General features: G+C 66.3%; 17 protein-coding genes and 1 pseudogene. 13 read left to right on the plus strand and 5 right to left on the minus strand.

What is annotated here, in order from left to right; all coding sequences use genetic code 11:
- Positions 1–262: 262 nt before the first annotated feature.
- Positions 263–667, plus strand: coding sequence for a DnaJ family domain-containing protein (locus QQL87_RS30300; protein ID WP_284422728.1), 405 nt, complete (start codon positions 263–265; stop codon positions 665–667).
- A gap of 23 nt (positions 668–690) precedes the next feature.
- Here the strand turns inward: QQL87_RS30300 and QQL87_RS30305 are convergent, their stop codons facing one another.
- Positions 691–1,368 carry a hypothetical protein gene (locus QQL87_RS30305; RefSeq protein WP_284422729.1) on the minus strand — a complete coding sequence of 226 codons (678 nt, stop codon included), beginning with the start codon at positions 1,366–1,368 and terminating at the stop codon, positions 691–693.
- Between the two features lie 8 nt (positions 1,369–1,376).
- Positions 1,377–2,381, minus strand: coding sequence for a M23 family metallopeptidase (locus QQL87_RS30310; protein WP_284422730.1), 1,005 nt, complete (start codon positions 2,379–2,381; stop codon positions 1,377–1,379).
- Between the two features lie 266 nt (positions 2,382–2,647).
- Between QQL87_RS30310 and QQL87_RS30315 the strand changes: the two genes are divergently transcribed.
- The gene (locus tag QQL87_RS30315; RefSeq protein WP_284422731.1) at positions 2,648–3,127 is read left to right on the plus strand and encodes a VOC family protein; all 480 of its coding nucleotides are present in this window, start codon (positions 2,648–2,650) and stop codon (positions 3,125–3,127) included.
- A gap of 39 nt (positions 3,128–3,166) precedes the next feature.
- On the opposite strand, the gene QQL87_RS30320 is transcribed toward QQL87_RS30315, so the two are convergent.
- On the minus strand, positions 3,167–3,886 hold the full coding sequence (locus QQL87_RS30320; protein ID WP_284422732.1) for a class I SAM-dependent methyltransferase: 720 nt from the start codon (positions 3,884–3,886) through the stop codon (positions 3,167–3,169).
- 291 nt (positions 3,887–4,177) lie between these two features.
- On the opposite strand from QQL87_RS30320, the gene QQL87_RS30325 reads away from it, so the two are divergent.
- The 4 genes and pseudogenes from QQL87_RS30325 to QQL87_RS30340 all read left to right on the plus strand — a co-directional run bounded on the left by QQL87_RS30325 (position 4,178) and on the right by QQL87_RS30340 (position 6,372).
- Positions 4,178–4,483 (plus strand): hypothetical protein, encoded by a 306-nt coding sequence (locus QQL87_RS30325; protein ID WP_284422793.1) that lies wholly within the window; start codon positions 4,178–4,180, stop codon positions 4,481–4,483.
- A gap of 250 nt (positions 4,484–4,733) precedes the next feature.
- On the plus strand, positions 4,734–4,883 hold the full coding sequence (locus QQL87_RS30330) for a hypothetical protein (RefSeq protein ID WP_284424135.1): 150 nt from the start codon (positions 4,734–4,736) through the stop codon (positions 4,881–4,883).
- A 310-nt stretch (positions 4,884–5,193) separates the two neighbouring features.
- Positions 5,194–5,628: pseudogene (locus QQL87_RS37290) on the plus strand (HWE histidine kinase domain-containing protein); the annotation flags it as partial.
- 372 nt (positions 5,629–6,000) lie between these two features.
- Positions 6,001–6,372 (plus strand): signal transduction histidine kinase, encoded by a 372-nt coding sequence (locus QQL87_RS30340; protein ID WP_284422794.1) that lies wholly within the window; start codon positions 6,001–6,003, stop codon positions 6,370–6,372.
- 14 nt (positions 6,373–6,386) lie between these two features.
- On the opposite strand, the gene QQL87_RS30345 is transcribed toward QQL87_RS30340, so the two are convergent.
- Positions 6,387–7,310 (minus strand): LysR family transcriptional regulator, encoded by a 924-nt coding sequence (locus tag QQL87_RS30345; RefSeq protein ID WP_284422734.1) that lies wholly within the window; start codon positions 7,308–7,310, stop codon positions 6,387–6,389.
- 136 nt (positions 7,311–7,446) lie between these two features.
- Here QQL87_RS30345 and QQL87_RS30350 point away from each other — a divergent pair, with 136 nt between their 5' ends.
- Positions 7,447–8,727, plus strand: a complete 1,281-nt coding sequence (locus QQL87_RS30350; protein ID WP_284422735.1) for a gallate dioxygenase — start codon at positions 7,447–7,449, stop codon at positions 8,725–8,727.
- Between the two features lie 57 nt (positions 8,728–8,784).
- Here the strand turns inward: QQL87_RS30350 and QQL87_RS30355 are convergent, their stop codons facing one another.
- Complete coding sequence (locus tag QQL87_RS30355; RefSeq protein ID WP_284422736.1) at positions 8,785–9,948, minus strand: PcfJ domain-containing protein; 1,164 nt, start codon at positions 9,946–9,948, stop codon at positions 8,785–8,787.
- Between the two features lie 613 nt (positions 9,949–10,561).
- On the opposite strand from QQL87_RS30355, the gene QQL87_RS30360 reads away from it, so the two are divergent.
- From QQL87_RS30360 to QQL87_RS30385, 6 genes are all read left to right on the plus strand, one after another.
- Entirely contained in the window at positions 10,562–12,316 is a 1,755-nt protein-coding gene (locus QQL87_RS30360) for a hypothetical protein (RefSeq protein WP_284422737.1), read from the plus strand.
- Between the two features lie 131 nt (positions 12,317–12,447).
- Positions 12,448–13,410 (plus strand): PDR/VanB family oxidoreductase, encoded by a 963-nt coding sequence (locus QQL87_RS30365; RefSeq protein ID WP_284422738.1) that lies wholly within the window; start codon positions 12,448–12,450, stop codon positions 13,408–13,410.
- A 5-nt stretch (positions 13,411–13,415) separates the two neighbouring features.
- Positions 13,416–13,619 (plus strand): hypothetical protein, encoded by a 204-nt coding sequence (locus QQL87_RS30370; RefSeq protein WP_284422739.1) that lies wholly within the window; start codon positions 13,416–13,418, stop codon positions 13,617–13,619.
- Between the two features lie 320 nt (positions 13,620–13,939).
- Positions 13,940–15,583 (plus strand): SagB/ThcOx family dehydrogenase, encoded by a 1,644-nt coding sequence (locus QQL87_RS30375; RefSeq protein ID WP_284422740.1) that lies wholly within the window; start codon positions 13,940–13,942, stop codon positions 15,581–15,583.
- A 79-nt stretch (positions 15,584–15,662) separates the two neighbouring features.
- A complete protein-coding gene (locus QQL87_RS30380; RefSeq protein ID WP_284422795.1) occupies positions 15,663–16,391 on the plus strand; it encodes an ankyrin repeat domain-containing protein in 729 nt (242 codons plus the stop codon).
- A complete protein-coding gene (locus QQL87_RS30385; RefSeq protein ID WP_284422741.1) occupies positions 16,388–16,702 on the plus strand; it encodes a hypothetical protein in 315 nt (104 codons plus the stop codon). The genes QQL87_RS30380 and QQL87_RS30385 overlap by 4 nt, the downstream gene beginning before the upstream one ends.
- Positions 16,703–16,709: the final 7 nt, after the last annotated feature.

Genomic DNA, 16,709 nt, shown 5'->3' on the forward strand with positions numbered 1-16,709 from the left:
GTCACGTCCATCGCAGCCCACCTCCACGTTCGTGACGACGCGTACGTCCCTCTGCTCGAGGCGGGTTGCGCAGATAAAAGCACGACTTCGGAAAATTAGCAATAAGAATCGTCGTTGGAGCTTTTCCATTCGGTCGCCCCTGTCCACAGGGCGTCAGGCTATCTGCCCCGGCCCTGTCCGCGCGGGCGCAGGGCGCCGTTCTGGTGTCGCTCGTGATGACCTGCTAGCATCGCGGCACTGCCACCAAGAGGGGCTGCTGATCATGACCGAGCGCAAGCCGCTGGCGACCAGCTTCGAATCCTGGGTCGAGGCGCAGATCCGCTCGGCGCAACGCGAAGGCGCCTTCGATCATCTGCCGGGTGCCGGCAAGCCGCTCCCCGATCTCGGCGAGGAGCATGATCCGCTGTGGTGGATCAAGCAGTTCGTCCGGCGCGAGCAGATCTCGATGCTGCCGCCCTCACTGGAGCTGTTGCGCAAGGTCGAGCGCGAACTGGCGACGATCGCATCGCTCCCCGACGAAGCTGCCGTGCGCCGCAAGGTCTGCGATCTGAACGCTGAAATTGCCAAGGTCAATGCGACCGTTCTGGAAGGACCGCCGACCCGCCTCGGACAACTGGACGCAGACCAGATCGTGGCGCGCTGGTCGCGCGCGCCCCGCCCCGGCTAGCTTTCAGGCCACGCAGCTTCGCTCTACGACTGATTGATCCGGATCGACATCACGCGCCCGCCCTTCAGCTCGAAGGAGAACGGGTGCGGCGGATAGGTCCAGAGTTCGACGCCCTTCAATTCGCTCGGCTCGAAATGGCTGGGCTGGCCGAATACCTTCACCAGATCGTCGGTGGCGGCGCCGAGGCCGACGCTGCTGAGCTCGTAGCCGGGGGCGGTCGTGGTGCCATCGCCGGTCACCTGCAGGGCGACGATCCTGTCGGCGGCGACGGTGACCACGAAATACGGATAGTGTTCGCGCTGGCCGACGAAATAGATCCAGGCGACCTTGTCCTGCGGCTGCTTCAAGGTCCGGTGCGGCTGCCCAAGCGCTGTAGTGGCGGTCGCGGCGGGATCGCCGACGACGAGCGGGCCGAGGCGCATGCAGGCGCGCGCCATGACCGCAAGCAGCAGCTCCTGCGATAGCTGGCGCGCCGGCGTCACCGTGCAGGCGAAGCCGGCGCCAGCGCGCTTCCATTCGCCGCGCACGCCCTTCAGATCATCCGGCAGCTCTGGCGCCGGCGGCGCTGGACGGGCTGCCGGCGGCGCGGCCTTGCGGGGCGCCGATTGCGCCTGCGCCGGCAGCGAGAGCGATCCCGCCAGCATCGCCACGACCATCCCCACGAGCGTCGTTCGAACGCAGCCCACGGTCTTCAACACCATCTTGACGCCTACTTCCCACGCTTGGCCCGGCCGCCAAAGGCGTCGGGATCGAACTTCCTCGGATCCACCGGCTCGTAGCGCGACCATTCCATGTCGGCAATCCCGTCATATTGCTTAAGCCACGCCGCGTCCGCCGTCGTGTTGCCGAGCGCGACCGGACGCAGCTCGACATGCAGGATCCTGCTGGGGCCGACCTCGGCGATCTTGTCGCCACGCTTGAAGCGCGCGCCGACGGCCGGCATCGCGCCCTTGGCATCGGCGAGACGGCCGAGATGGACATAGCGGGTAAAGAGCACGGCGCCGTTGGGATAAGTGTGCTTGAGCACGACGTAGCGGCCGCAGCCGCCGACGATCGGCAGATCGGCGGGAGCCTGGTCGGCCGACTCGACCTTGACCACCTCGCCGTCCTCCATCACGCCGACCGGGGCGCCCTCCTTGCCGGCGTCGACGTCGATGCCGGGATGATCGCGCAGCGACCAGCAGCCGCATGAGGACATCGCGGTCTCGGATGGCGGTTGGGCGGATGTGGCTGGTTGCGCCGTCTGAAATTCGTTGACCAGCAGCCCGGGTCCCTCGGCCGAGGTGTAGACGTGGACGGCGTAGAGCGTCAGCCTGCCGCCGACCTTCACCTCGCGCGGCAGGAAGCCGTAGACGATGTCCTGGACGAAGACCTTGAGCTGCTTGCCCTTGGCCGACCGCACCGTGATGCAGTTCGAGATGCCGATCGCCCCGGTCCGGTCGAAGCCCGTCATCGTCATTGCCCGCCGCAAGAATCCGGTCTCACAGGAGCCGCCGGCATTGACCAGGGTGACCTCGAGCTTGAGCGGCGCGCCGGCCTTGATGTCGACGCCGTTGGCCGGCCTCGGCAGCGCCAGCAACTCGTCGAGACTGGCCTCCTGGTAGCGGGCGTAGTTGAATTCGGCTGCGGCGGGGGAACCGACCATCACGGCGAACGCCAGCACGACAACAGAAGCCCAGCGCGCGAACGGCCGGGCGGCACGCGTGACGCTCATGATTCCAAGTCCCCATTCCCCGATCGATCCCCGCCGGCGATCCTACACCACGCCCCTGCAAACTCCACAACCGCTGCGCGATGTTGGAACCGGGCGTCGTGACCCTCGAAATAAATTTGCCGGACCGGAGATCATCCCGTCGGATCGCGGCGGCCAGCGCCGTCCTTGGATCACCGGAGCGGAACGAGCCGGCGTAATCCTCGTCAAACGGTCGTCGATTCCTGATCAAACGACGGCCGATATTCGGAACGGAAGGAAGCCTAGAGATGGCAAAGCATAAGAACACGATCTGTCTGTGGTTCAACAAGGACGCCGAGGCGGCTGCGCGCTTCTATGCCGAGTTGTTTCCCGACAGCCATGTGAGCGCCGTGCACCGCGCACCTGGCGACTATCCCTCCGGCAAGGCCGGCGACGTGCTGACGGTGGAGTTCACCGTGTGCGGCATCCCCTGCCTCGGCCTCAATGGCGGACCGATGTTCACCCACAATGAATCCTTCTCGTTCCAGATCGCGACCGACGACCAGGCCGAGACCGACCGCTACTGGAACGCCATCACCAGCCAAGGCGGCCAGGAAAGCGCCTGCGGCTGGTGCAAGGACAGATGGGGCATCTCCTGGCAGATCACGCCGCATGTGCTGACGGATGCGATGGCCGAAGGCGGCGACGTGTCCAAGCGCGTGTTTGCCGCGATGATGACGATGCGCAAGATCGACATCGCCGCGATCGAGGCGGCCCGGCGCGGGTGAGGCTCGCGCGAGGCCGGAGCGCGTCGCTGCGCTCCGGCGTTACGGGCGCAGGCAGCGCAGATGCAGGAACAGCGGCACGCGCAGCCAGCGCCGGCTGCTGTCGCGCGCGACGATCGCTTCCGGAATCGACGGCTCGCGCAGCGCCTCGATCAGGAAGCCCGCGTCTTCCAGCGCGGCAAAGTAGCTCTGCAGCGGGCGATGCGCGCTGTGGAACGTCATGCTGAGGCCGTCGCGTTCGACCGCGTCGCTGAAGGTGAACGAGTCCAGGTAACTGCCGCGAACGACGAAGGGCGCATCCGGCGCCAGGCTCTCGAACCGGCCGGCCGAATTGAGCGGATGGACGATCGCCATGCAGAACCGGCCGCCCGGCTTCAGCACCCGCGCGGCTTCGTGCATGGCAGCCGGCATCGCATCGACGTCCTGCAGCGACATGAAGGCGATCGCGAGATCCGCGCAGCGATCGGCGAGCGGCAGCGCAGCCGCATCGGCGCGCGTGACGGCGATGGACGGATCGGCTGATCTGGCCGCGGCGATCAGGGAGGGTGACGCGTCGACGCCGATCACCTTGTGGCCGGCGGCCGCAAGCTGGCGGGACAACCGGCCCTCGCCGCAACCGATGTCGAGCGTGAGCACGCCGGGCGGCGGCAGCAGGCGGCTGAACTGCTCGCCATGATGGCGCCAGAAGCTGTCGTGGCCCGGCGCCCTCGCCCAGGCGAGCCACTGGCCAGCCTGATCTTCCCACTTCTCACGGAGATTCATGACGCCTCCCGCTGATCTTTAAGACGAGGCGCGTCTCTTAAACGGCTTCTGTTCAGGTGTCATCCGCCAGCGCTGGGCTGCAGTCAGCTCGCACGGCGCGGGGCGGTCTGCCTGCCGACGCCATTCACTCCGCTGCCAGTGTCCGCCGCCGGTGTCCGATCGTCCTCTTTGCCAAATCCCCACTGATACAAAACCCCACGCTGCTACGAATCAGACGCTGCGGCCGGGAACCATGGGAACGCGAGCCGATTGGTTCCGTGACGCAATCACCCAAGGAGATACGTCATGGCCATGAAGGCTCTTACGATCATATTCGCCGCTGCCGCGACCACGTTGCTGGCGGCATCCGCCTCGGCTGCCCCGCTTTCGCCCGGAGCATCGGTCGTCCCGCCAAGCGGCATCGAGCAGGTCCGCATGGTCTGCACCGAAAGCGGCCGCTGCTGGCGCGAACGTCGCGAGCGCCGGACCATCATCCGCGAGGATCGCGGCGCCTACGGCTATGGCTATGGCCGGCGCGAGCGTCGCGACTATGACGACGATCGCGGCGGCATCGGCATCCGTGCGCCCGGCGTGAGCGTCGGCGTCGGCCGCTACTGAGCCGACGGGCGCGGCGTTCCGATCCGCGATCATCGCGCGATCGGCGCTGCGGATCGGCAAGCAACAGGCGAAGTCCGGCGTTCGCGGATGAGGGATGACGACCCTGCGAACGTCGGATCACGACAATATTTTCCCGCGGGGCTCGCTATTGGCGCCGCGCACACCATATGTCGGGGATCACCGCGCGTCTCCCCGGCTGCCATCGGTGACTGAGAGCCATGCGCTCCCGCCGCGACAGAAGGCGGCCAGCATGTCGAACACGCTGCAATCCAACACCCTGCAATCCAGTTCCCCATCGAGCACCTCCAAGTTCAGCATTCGCGAGTGGCTGGTGCCGCCGCTCCTCGTGCCGCTCTTCTTTGGGCTCGTGATCATCGTTGCGGTTCTGGTCCAATGGTAAGACTCCGCAGCGGCGCACAGCCGCCAGCTCAATCGCACGGCGCCTCGGAGCAGGCACAACGAACCCCCTCGGGGCTGGATGCGGCGCTCACCCTGAAGGCGGCAAGCGCCCTGGAGGAAGCCGGCCTGATGCAGCCCGGCGGCGAGCGCGCTGCGGCTGTGAGGAAGGCAACGATCCTCACCAACGCCGCGGAGATTCTCAGGCATTTCAGCACGGGCTCTCTTCGGACGAAGTGATGGCCGAGCGTCAGCCTGCTGGCGCGCGCTCCTCGATGATCTCGGAGAGCGGCATCCCGTGCAAGGACATGCCCATGCTCGCGATCGATCTGACGACAGGGTCACACCCTCATGGCACGGTTGCGGACCAGGACTTTCTGGCGATCGAGATTCTTGGGCTGAAGCGCCTGATCGCCGAGGCCGAAAGCACGGCAAGAACCTTGTTGGAGAAGGCCGAAATCGAGGCCAGGGAGCGCGAGGCGGTCGGCCGGCTGCAGCGGCTCATTCTCGAGGAGCTGCAACACCGCATCAAGAATACGCTCGCAACCGTCTCCGCCATCGTCTCCCAGAGCCTTCGCAGCGTGCCGGCAGCGAAGGACGCGCAGCACGCCATCTCCGGGCGGCTGCTCGCACTCGGGCGGGCGCACGACCTGCTGCTGCAGGCGAAATGGTCCAGCGCCGACCTCGGCGCGGTGATCCGCAGCTCCATCCAGGCCTTCGACAATCCCGAGGAGTCGCGTTTCGCGATCGGCGGCCCCGAGGTCCCCCTGACGTCGAATGCCGTCGTCGTGCTGGCGATGACGCTCAACGAGCTCTGCACGAACGCGCTGAAATTCGGCGCCCTCTCGGTCCCCAACGGGCGCGTCGATCTCGTCTGGAGCATCGACCGACCGACCCAGCAGCTGCATTTTGCCTGGACCGAGCGAGACGGTCCGACGGTCCAAGAGCCGGCCAACCGAAGCTTTGGCACCCGGCTGATCGAAACGCTCGGCATGCAGTTCGGGGGCGAGGTGCGATTGACCTACGCGTCGACGGGCTTCGCCTACACGTTCGAGGCGCCAGTCGCCGCGCTCAACTCTCCGGCAAGACCGCCGGTGCACGACAACAGACGAGGACCTCCGATGTCGCTGAGCCATTTTCGCGTCGACGAGCAGCCGCATAGGATGGACGGATTGCGCCTGCTGTTTGAGGACGGCACGACGGACGTCGAGGCGTTCGTCAGCCGCAAGGTGATGGACATCTGGGCGGAGACGATCGAGCACAGTGGCGGGCGGCAGAGCCTGCTCCGCAACCAGTATAACGCCCTGGGCAAGTTGAACCTCGCGGCGCTCACGCGCATCGTGAGCAGGAAATACCAGCGCGGCGCGGTCGCCAACCGTCAGCATCCCTTCATCGAGGTGCTGTTCTCAGACATCGCCGACAGCGGCGAGACGCTGGATCTGAGCCAGCTGACACGCGCGCCGCTGCCGCCGTCATTCCATCGGCTGCCGTGAACCTGGCAGACGGCTCACGCAGCGCCTGACGGTCCGGAGGTGCGCGGCTCGGCGCAGATCTCCTCGAGGAAATCGAGGAAGGCGCGGGCCCGCGAGGACATCAGCTTGCGGCTCGGGAAGATCGCCGTGAGTTGCGCGGCGCGGGTGTCGAACACCACCTCCTTGCCGATCTCGACCAGGCGGCCCTCCGCGAGCAGCTCGATGCAATAATGCTCCGGCAGGAACGACAGTCCGGCGCCGTGCGCCACGGCGCGGCGCACCGCCAGGGGATTGTTGATGCGCGCCACGTGCCCCCCGACATTGAAGCGGACGAGATGGCCGTGCTGCTTGATCATCAGGGTGCGATCGCTGTAGCGGCGCTCGCAGATCATGAGATGGGCCTCGAGCGCGCGGACGTCCTCGCCGATGTCATGGGCCGCCAGATAGGCCGGGCTCGTCACCCAGATCAGGCGGCCGCCGATCAGCACCTTCTGCGCCAGCTCGGAATCCTCCTGCACGCCGACCACCACCGCGATGTCGAAGCGGTCGGCCAGCATGTCGATCGCCCGCGTCGTCGCCTCGACGTCGAGCTCGATGCGCGGATAGCGGCTGTGGAATTCGGCGAGCTTGGGCGCCAGGATCTCCTCGCAGAACGCCGGCGGCAGCGCCACCGACAGCCGTCCGCTGGGCACGCCGGACAGCCCGGTCATGACGGCATCGGCCTCCGAGACCTGGTCGAGGATCTTCTGGCACTGCTGGAAGAACAATTCGCCTTCGCGCGTGACGCGGACGCGCCGCGAGTTGCGGTCGAACAGCCGGATCCCGAGGTCCTGCTCGAGCCGGGCGACCGACTTGCTGACCGAGGATTTCGGCATGCCGAGGGAGCGCGACGCACCGGTCATGCCGCCGGTCGCCACCACGGCATGAAACACCGGAATGTCCTCGATCCGCCATTTCATGCCCGGCCGCTCGTCCAATCAGAGAAACGATCCGTACACGCTAGCATTATTGTCTCACATAGGAAACTTCGTAAGGTCCCCGCCACACGCGGCCGTGCCAACAGCCAGAGCCGGCTCGCAGCTCGCGGAGAGACACATGGCCCGGATCATCGGCGGCATCGGCGCGTCGCACTCGCCCACCATCGGCTTCGCACTCGACACCAAGAAGCAGAACGACCCGGCCTGGAAACCGATCTTCGACGGCTTCGACGTCGTGCGCGACTGGGTCAGGCGCAAGGACATCGACGTCCTGTTCATGATCTACAACGATCACGTCACCTCGTTCTTCTTCGACCACTACTCGGCCTTCGCGCTCGGGATCGACGAGCGCTATGTCGCCGCCGACGAGGGCGGCGGTCCGCGCGACGTGCCGCCCGCGAAGGGTCATCTCGGCCTGTCGCAGCACATCGCCATGGCGATGGTGGCCGACGAATTCGACATGTCGTTTTTCCAGGGCAAGGCGGTCGATCACGGCATGCTGTCGCCGCTATCCATGATGGGCGATGCCAGCGGTCCATGGCCTGGCACGGTGGTGCCGCTGCAGGTCGGCGTGCTGCAGCTGCCGATCCCCAACGCGAAGCGGATGTGGAAGCTCGGCAAGACCTTGCGCAAGGCGATCGAGAGCTATCCGGAGGATCTGAAAGTGGCGATCTTCGCCACCGGCGGCCTGTCGCACCAGGTCCATGGCGAGCGCGCCGGCTTCCTGAACGAGGACTGGGACAATGAATTCCTCGAGCTGCTGGAGAAGGACCCGGAGAAGCTGACGACGATGCGGATCGCCGACTACGCCGTCAAGGGCGGCATGGAGGGCGCCGAGGTGATCATGTGGCTGATCATGCGCGGGGCGCTCTCGGACAAGGTGAAGCTGGTGCACAAGCAGACCTATGCACCGTCGGTGACCAACATCGCCACGCTGGTGTTCGAGGATCTCGGCGAGGCCCCCGATCCGCAAGCTGTCGCAGCCTATCGCGCGCAGCTGGGATATGAGCTGGCCGGCGCCGAGACGCTGACGGGCACCTATCCGTTCACGCATGGCCGCAGCCAGGCCAATTTCCGCATCAACGACTTCCTGCACCGGCTCGTCATCCCGGCGCATCGCAAGAGATTCGTTGAGGAATTCGATGCGCTGGCGGATGAGTATCAGCTCACGGACGACGAGCGCGACCTGATCCGGAACCGCAGATGGATCGAGATGATCAGGCGCGGTGTGAGCTTCTTCGTGCTGGAGAAGATGGCGGCCGTGATCGGCGTCTCCAATCCGGAGGTATACGCGGCGTTCCGCGGCGAGACGCTGGAAGCCTTCCTCAAGACCCGCAAGGTGCCGATGCGCTACTCGGTCGCCGGCGGCGCCAAGGCGGATGCGATCGACGGGCACTGAAGCGCGCCGATCCTGCCGGATGCGGATGACCCGCGCCGCCCGCGAGGACGACGCAGGTCACGTCTCCGGCAGGTTGATCCCGCGCGCCTTGGCCCAGCGCTCCAGAACCTTGCGCTCGTCGGGATGAGCCACGCGGTTGGCGAAGCCGCGCACCTGCACCGCACGATGCTGGCGATCCAGCTCGATCGTCAGCAGCCGCTCGGTCCTGGTGGCGTGACGGTAGCGCAGCGCCCAGATCGAGGCGTAGCCGGCGATGCATTTGCTCGCATAGCTCGCGACGCAGTGACGCATCGCCCGCGACTCGGCGACCAGATCCTCGGCGGTCCGCAGCTGCGTGACGACATATTCATCGCGCTTCGCGCCCGCCTTGGGCGACGGGCTCCACGACCAGTCCTGGAGCGGCGCGCCCGGCCAATGCGCCGGCAGCTCCGCCGCCCGCGCCGCCGTGCGCTGCTGCGCCATCAGGGCCCGCTGCCGCGCCGCCTCGATGCGGGCGATCACCGCGAGGTCGCGATGCCACGCGTTCATCAGCCGGCGCAGCGCCGCGAGCGAGCGCCCCTTGAGGCTGAACTTGCGTTCGCCCCGGCGACGATGCGCGATGTAGTCGCAGAGATCATCGATCTCCTCCCCCGTCGTCGGCTGCGCGCAGAAGAACTGCGCCGCCTCGCGCCAGAACGCGAGCTCGCCGCGCGGCGTCCGCGCGATCCTGGATCGCGCGATCCGCGCCACCAGCGCCGGATCGTCCGTGGTAGAGCGCGCGATCGCCTGCCAGATCGCCTCGTCGAAACCGACCTGCCCGAGCGGATTGAGGAAGGCGTGAACCTCCTTGCGCGACAGCCACGCCGACGCGCCAGCCTTGTACAGCGAGCCGCCGCCGGCGGCCACGATGTACCAACGCTTGCGCAGGCTGATCTCGTCGTGGCCGAGCCCGGCCGCGTCGATCCAGATCTGCTCCAGATGCGGGGCCACCGGATAGCGTGCGAACAGATGACGCGCAGCCGCAAGCCGCAGGCGCGCGGCGTCGCGCGTCTTCAGCTGCGGCCTCCACGCTTCGGGAGCACGAATGATGTCGGCGGTGAAGCCGGCCTGGGCCTCGCGGATCGCATTGTGCAGATCCGGCGGCGGCCGCGTTGGCCGCGCCACGCGGCGCAGCGTCAGCTCATAGGCTTCAACCCGCGCGCGCTCGGCCTCCTGCCGGCGCGCGATCAATGACTTGGCCATGGTCGTTCAACATCTTGGAGAGTCTGTCAGCCGGACGCACTGCGAGCGTCGGCACGGATCGTGTCGCGCACAGTGGACTTGACATGGCTGAGGGCCTCTCGCGTTGAACGCTCAGGGAGTTGAAACGGGCGACGCTGATACATCCGATCGGCGGCGAACGCAAGCCGCTGACAACAACAGATGCGCAGCGCCATCAAGGTGGCTTCTCATGATGGCTCGCGGGACGACGATTAGTTCGCCGTGCGGTCACTCAGCGCACTTGGCACCGACTAATAACTCGCCAGCTACATGCGAATGATTTTCATCAGAAGATCATCTACTTTGCTGTGCGCGACACCTTCAGACGCCCCCTGCGACAGAACGCCGCAGCGTTCCCAGGCCAATGAACGTTTCTGCACGCCGCACAGAAACGAACAGACCAGAACGGCGCCCCAACTGCCCGAGCGGCGACGACTTCGCAGCCGCGCGCGGCCCGAATGCGCGACTACACGCTCTCCAGTCACGACACGCATCACCCACGCGTCCCCGCATCCGCCGGTGCGGGCGCTCACTGAACTATTGTCTGCAGAGCACGGCGCGTCGCGACGGTCTTAAAGCCAGAGGAGACAATCGAATGGCCACCAACTTCAACGCCACAGCGCTCGCAAACGGTACATCCAATCTGCTGACGCGGACGAGCGCGCTCAATTTGTCGACCGATCTGGTTCAGGCGGGCGTCGTCTTCAACGATGCCACCCGTATCTCCCTCGGACTCTATTCCGGCAGCCAGGGCAGCGGAAACTCGAACACGTTCCTGTCCAGCTACACGACCGACATTCACGCGGTTCAGAACGACATCGCCGCCATTCTCGCCAATCCCAACGATGTCACGATTGGCGGCCAGACCTTCACGTTGAACTCGACCGACATTGCGGTCCTCACCAATGTGCAGACGCAACTCGGAACCCTGCTGACGGCGGCCGCGCAGACCACGAATGCCACGACGATGTCGGCCGCGTCGCAGACCATCCATGCGCTGCAGACGGAAATCCTGTCGGAGATCAACAATGATGCGCATCTCTCGGCAGCCCTCAACAACGTCACCTTCACCGCCAATACCGGCGCCACCGACGTCGCATTCCAGAACCTCCCCGCCGGCGCCGACGACCCGACCACGCTTGCCGCCGCGACGGCGGGCACGAGCCTGAAGGTCGTCGGCGAAGTCTTCAACGCGGCGGTGAGCGTCATTTCCGGCGGCATCAACGCCAACAATCTGACCGAGGTCACCAACGACCTGACCGCCGTGCAGTCCGGCCTCACCGCGATCCTCAACAACGCGACCATGCTGGCGCAGATCGAGGCCGGAGAGACCGCCAATGCTGCGGCCACCACGACGCTGCATCTTCAGACCGTGCTCAACCAGATCAATCTGCAGCTCACGAAATATGATGCCGCGGCGGCGACTGGAAACACCACCGCCTTGCGCGGCACCGCCGACAACCTGCTCGACATCATCGACATCGTCCAGAACGACACCGCGCTGAACACGGCCGCCGGCGGCAACGGCAATCCTGGACATTCCGGAGGCTTCGCCGAGGATGCCGGCGGTCTCACCGGCACCGTCACCAGGTTCCAGGACAACCAGGCGCAGACCAATTTCTGGGCGACCTTCGTCGCCGAGGCCAACACGATCAACGCGCAGCTCGCGGCGATCGTCAACGGCACCGGCACGGCGAGCCAGGCGCTGATCACGCAGATCGAGAACTACAACAAATTCGGCGCCAGCTTCGACGCCGCCCAGGGCGCCGTGTTCCAGGGGCGTTTCGACAACGAGCTCAACAACGGCACCCTGCAGGCGGATTCCGCCACCGCCATCAAGGGCCTTCAAGGCATCCTGAACGGCGACACCGGCGCCGCGCTCACATCGGACCTCGCGGCGCTCACGGCAGCAGGCCAAGGCTTCGTAGCCGACGCCATGGACGTCAGCGGCAACAACATCGCCATCGGCGGCGCGTCCTATGTCGGCTCGGCGACCACCGTCTCCAAGGCGACAACGGTCGCGGGCCTGGCCCAGGGGACGACCAAGGTCACGGCCAATCCGAACATCGCCAACGGCACCGGAGGAGCCGCGACCGCCAGCACCACGACGTCGGGCACGACCAGCTCCAGCGGCGGAACGGCCAAAACGACCGGCACCACCACGACCACGGGCAGCAACGCCACCGCAAGCACGACGGCGACGACGACGAAGACGACCACGCATCACCACCATCACGGCACTGCGACGGCCACGACCCACAATTCGACGGCGACCCATACGACGGCGGCCTCGCATTCGTCGACCGTCGTCGACCATCACCACCACACCATGCACCACATCTGGGGGTGACGGGTGGCGGCCATGATTCCGCGGACTTGGCCCCGCTGACTTGGCCCCCGCGGCCGTAGCAGCGCGTCGGCAATCTGGCCCTCCCCTTGCATCGGCTTCTCATCAGCCGGCTCGCAAGATGGAGTTGTCAGATGTCCGACACCCTGCACACGGTCGTCGTGGCCAGGAAGGCCATCGAGGCGCACAACATGGCCTCGTTCGAGCTCGTCCCGGCGGACGACCAGCCGCTGCCGGGCTTCACCCCCGGCAGCCATATCGACGTCACCCTGCCGAACGGGCTGACCCGGCAATATTCGCTGCTCAACAGCGCCGCCGAGCGCAACCGCTACTGCATCGGCGTCTGGAAGGACGGCAACAGCCGCGGCGCCTCCAAGGCGCTGCATCTCGACATCAACGAAGGCGACCGGCTGCAGGTCAGCCGCCCGCGCAACCGCTTCAAGATCCCCAAGGACACCAAGCGCGCACTGCTGGTGGCCCGCGGCATCGGCGTCACGCCGATCCTGTCGATCGCCGACACGCTGAAGGCGAAGAACATCCCGTTCGAGCTGCACTACGTGTTCGCGCTGATGTCGCCGGATTCGTTCCGCAGCACCATCGATGCCTCGGCCTTCGCCGACGACACGACATACTACAAGGAATCCACCGAGGACAACCAGCTGCTGAAGGCGGCCGACCTGCTGGCGGATCGCCCCGACGACACCCAGCTCTTCATCTGCGGCGTCGACTGGTGGATGGATCCGATCATCGCACTCGCCAAGCAGAAGGGGTTTGCCGAGGAGCGCATCCATGTCGAGCGCTTCACCGCGAAGGCGGCCGCCGCGCTGCTCGACAAGGTGTTCGACGTCACCATCAAGAGCACCGGCGCGACGTTCAAGATCCCCGGCGACAAGACCGTGACCGCGTTCCTCGAGGAGAACGGCGTCAAGATCGCAACCTCCTGCGAGCAGGGCATGTGCGGCACCTGCAAAACGAAGGTCGTCGACGGCGAGGTCGACCATCGCGACAAGCGACTGTCCGCGGCGCAGCGCGCCGAAGGCTATTTCCTGCCCTGCGTGTCGCGCGGCAAAGGCGACCGGCTGGTGCTGGATCTGTAGCCGCCGTGACCACCGAGACCGATCTGTGGCAAACCGCGTGGATCATCGCGGAACAACACGGCACCGACGGGCCGGCCTTCGCGGTCCGCATGGCTGACAGTTTCAAACTGGGCCACAAGATCGACGCGCATCAGGCGTGGCTGTCGATCGCGGCCAAGGTCGCCATGCTGATCGAGACCAACGTCTCGCGCGGCTCTCGCCAGCATTGATGTCGAAAAACGGACATGGCCAGCAAGGCACTCTGTCCGGTTTCGCACATGCTCTGACAGCTGCGACTATCCGCCTCTCTGTCAATCATATGCGACCTACTTTTTGATCGTCATTCCGGGGCGACGCGCAAGCGTCGAGCCCGGAATCCATATCCACCAGCCGTGGCTATGGATTCCGGGCCTGCGCCCAGGCGGGCGCATCCCGGAATGACGAACGGAGAGAACTGAGCGCTGCCGGAACGAAATTTGCTCAGCGGCATCAGGTCGCCAAACGACCATCCAACATGCGCGAACCCATCCATCGCGCCTTGTGAGGACCCATGTCCGTGTCACCGTCCAGCGCGGCCAAGCTGCCTGTCGCCGCCGACATTGCGCTCGCCTATCACGCCCGCACCAAGCATGGTCTGAAGCGCTCTGCGGCGGGGCCGGAGACGCTGGACTGGGATGCGCAGCCCAATCCGTTCCGCGAATTTGCCGGCAGTCCGCGCATGGCGCTGCCGCTGACATCGGACCGTCTCGCCACGAGCTTCGCCGACGCGTGCAACGGGACGGCCCCCGTGCAGCCGCTGACGATCGACAGCGTCGCGCTGCTGCTGGAGCTGTCGTTCGGGCTCAGCGCGTGGAAAGAGTTCGGCCCGGACCGCTGGGCGCTGCGCTGCAATCCCTCCAGCGGCAACCTGCATCCGACTGAAACCTATGTGGTTGCGGACAACATCGCCGGCCTCGGCGATGGCCTGCATCACTATGTCAGCCGCGATCATGTGCTGGAGCAGCGCTGCCGGCGTGGCACGGCCGCGCACGATCAGCCGCGCCTGTGGCTTGGCCTGTCCTCGATCCATTGGCGCGAGGCCTGGAAATATGGCGAGCGCGCGTTCCGCTATTGCCAGCTCGATCTCGGCCATGCGCTCGGCGCCATCAGCTACGCGGCTGTAGCGCTCGGCTGGACCGCCCGCGTCATCGATGGCCTCGACAGCAGCAGGCTGGCCGCCATCATGGGGCTCGATCGCGCCAGCGATTTCGCCGGCGTCGAGGCCGAGGATGCCGATGTCCTCGTTGCCATCGCGCCGCGCGATGCAGGCGAGCCCTCACATGCCGACTTGCCGCCTCCCCCCGCTATCGAGGACGCCTGGAAAGGCCAGGCGAACCGCCTCGATCGCCATCCGCTCTATCGCTGGCCCGTCATCGCCGAGGTGAGCACGGCGACAACCGGCGCGGCGCAGCAGTCCGTCACGGCGACACCGCCCCGTCTGCCGCGCGCGGCGCGGTCAACGGCCCGCGCCGCCGACCTCATTCTCAATCGCCGCAGTGCGCAGCGCTTCGACGCCAGGTTCACCATGCCCCTCGACGCGTTCCATCAATTGCTGGAGGCGCTGCTGCCGCGCGCTTCGACGCCCTGGGATTGCTGGTCCTTCGCGCCGCGGCTGCATCCGCTGCTGTTCGTGCATCGTGTCGAGGGCCTCACGCCCGGGCTCTATGCGCTGCCGCGCAGCGACGATGCAGAGGCTAGCCTGCGGCGCGCGCTGCGTCCCGACTTCGACTGGCATCGCGTCGAGAGCGCGCCCGACCATCTTCCGCTGTTTCATCTCCTGCCGACCGACAGCCGCGGCGTGATCCGCACCGCAAGCTGTCACCAGGCGATCGCCGGCGACAGCTGCTTTGCCGTGGCGATGCTGGCGGAGTTCGCCCCGCTCGTCAGCAGCAATTCGTGGCGCTATCGCCAGCTGCATTGGGAGGCTGGCCTGCTCGGCCATGTGCTCTATCTCGAAGCCGAAGCGGCCGGCCTGCGCGGCACCGGCATCGGCTGCTATTTCGACGACTCCGTCCACGAGATGCTCGGCGTCGTCGGCAGCGACTATCAGTCGCTCTATCACTTCACCGTCGGCCGCCCCCTGACCGATGATCGCATCACCACGCTGCCGGCCTATCCCGGCCGCATGCGCAACGAAGCGGGAATTTTGCCATGAAAGGATTGCCATGAGACCGCGCATTCCATTCCAGCGCATCGACATCGGCCAGGCGGCCGAGCTGCTGCAGCGCGACGATGTGCTGCGCTTCGACGTCCGCGACCAGGCCTCGTTCAATGCCGCGCACATTGTCGGCGCGCAGCATCTCACCCAGCGCAATCTGTCGGAGCTGATCGCTGGCACCACCAGGCGCACGGCGATCCTGATCTACTGCTATCACGGCCATGCCAGCCAGGAATATGCGCAGACCTTCTCTGATTTCGGCTTCACGGAGGTCTACAGTCTCGACGGCGGCTATGAGGCGTGGCGCCAGCGCTTCCCTGCACGGAGCGGCTCCGCCGATATCAGCCCGACCTTGGCGGCCTGGCTCGCGGCCCAGGGCTTTCCCGCCGATGACGTCGACGCCACCATCGCCAACCGCACCACGCCGCTGATGAAGGCGGCCCATCTCGGCAACGTCGCCATCATCCGGGAGCTGCTCGCGGCCGGGGCTGCGATCGCCGCAAAGAACGCCGACGGCAACAACGCGCTCTGGCTCGCCTGCGTCGGACATCACCTCGATGCGATCGATGCGCTGGTCGAGGCCGGCATCGATCTCGACAACAGCAACGACAATGGTGCGACAGCGCTGATGTATGCCTCCTCGTCCGGCAAGGCCGAGGTGGTCGCGCATCTGCTGGCCAAGGGCGCCGACATCAGCACCGAGACGCTCGACGGCTTTTCCGCGCTCGACATGGCGGCCTCGCTCGAATGCCTCACCTTGCTGCGGCATGCGGCGAAAGCCGCCGCGCCCGGGGTCCGGCCGTGACCGTCATCGAGCACGATTTCGGAATCGAGCAGCGCCAGGTCGAGCGCCGATTCCGGACGCTGCTCAGCCTCGATGCGCTGCACGACGCCAATGTCCGCGCCAATCCGATCCCCTATCTGGAGCGCGCCAGCGAGCGCATCTATCAGCTGGAGAAGGCGCTGTTCGAGGCACTGCAGGCGGCCACCGCGTCAGCCGACGATAACGGCGGCACGATCAGCATCGGCGAGGCCGAGCATCGGCGTCTGTTGCAATGCCGGGACATCGTCGCGCGCGCCTATGCGCAGCTGGTCGCCGATCGGCCCGAGACTTGAGTCAACG

Source organism: Bradyrhizobium sp. SSBR45G, assembly GCF_030159255.1.
Lineage (GTDB): Bacteria > Pseudomonadota > Alphaproteobacteria > Rhizobiales > Xanthobacteraceae > Bradyrhizobium.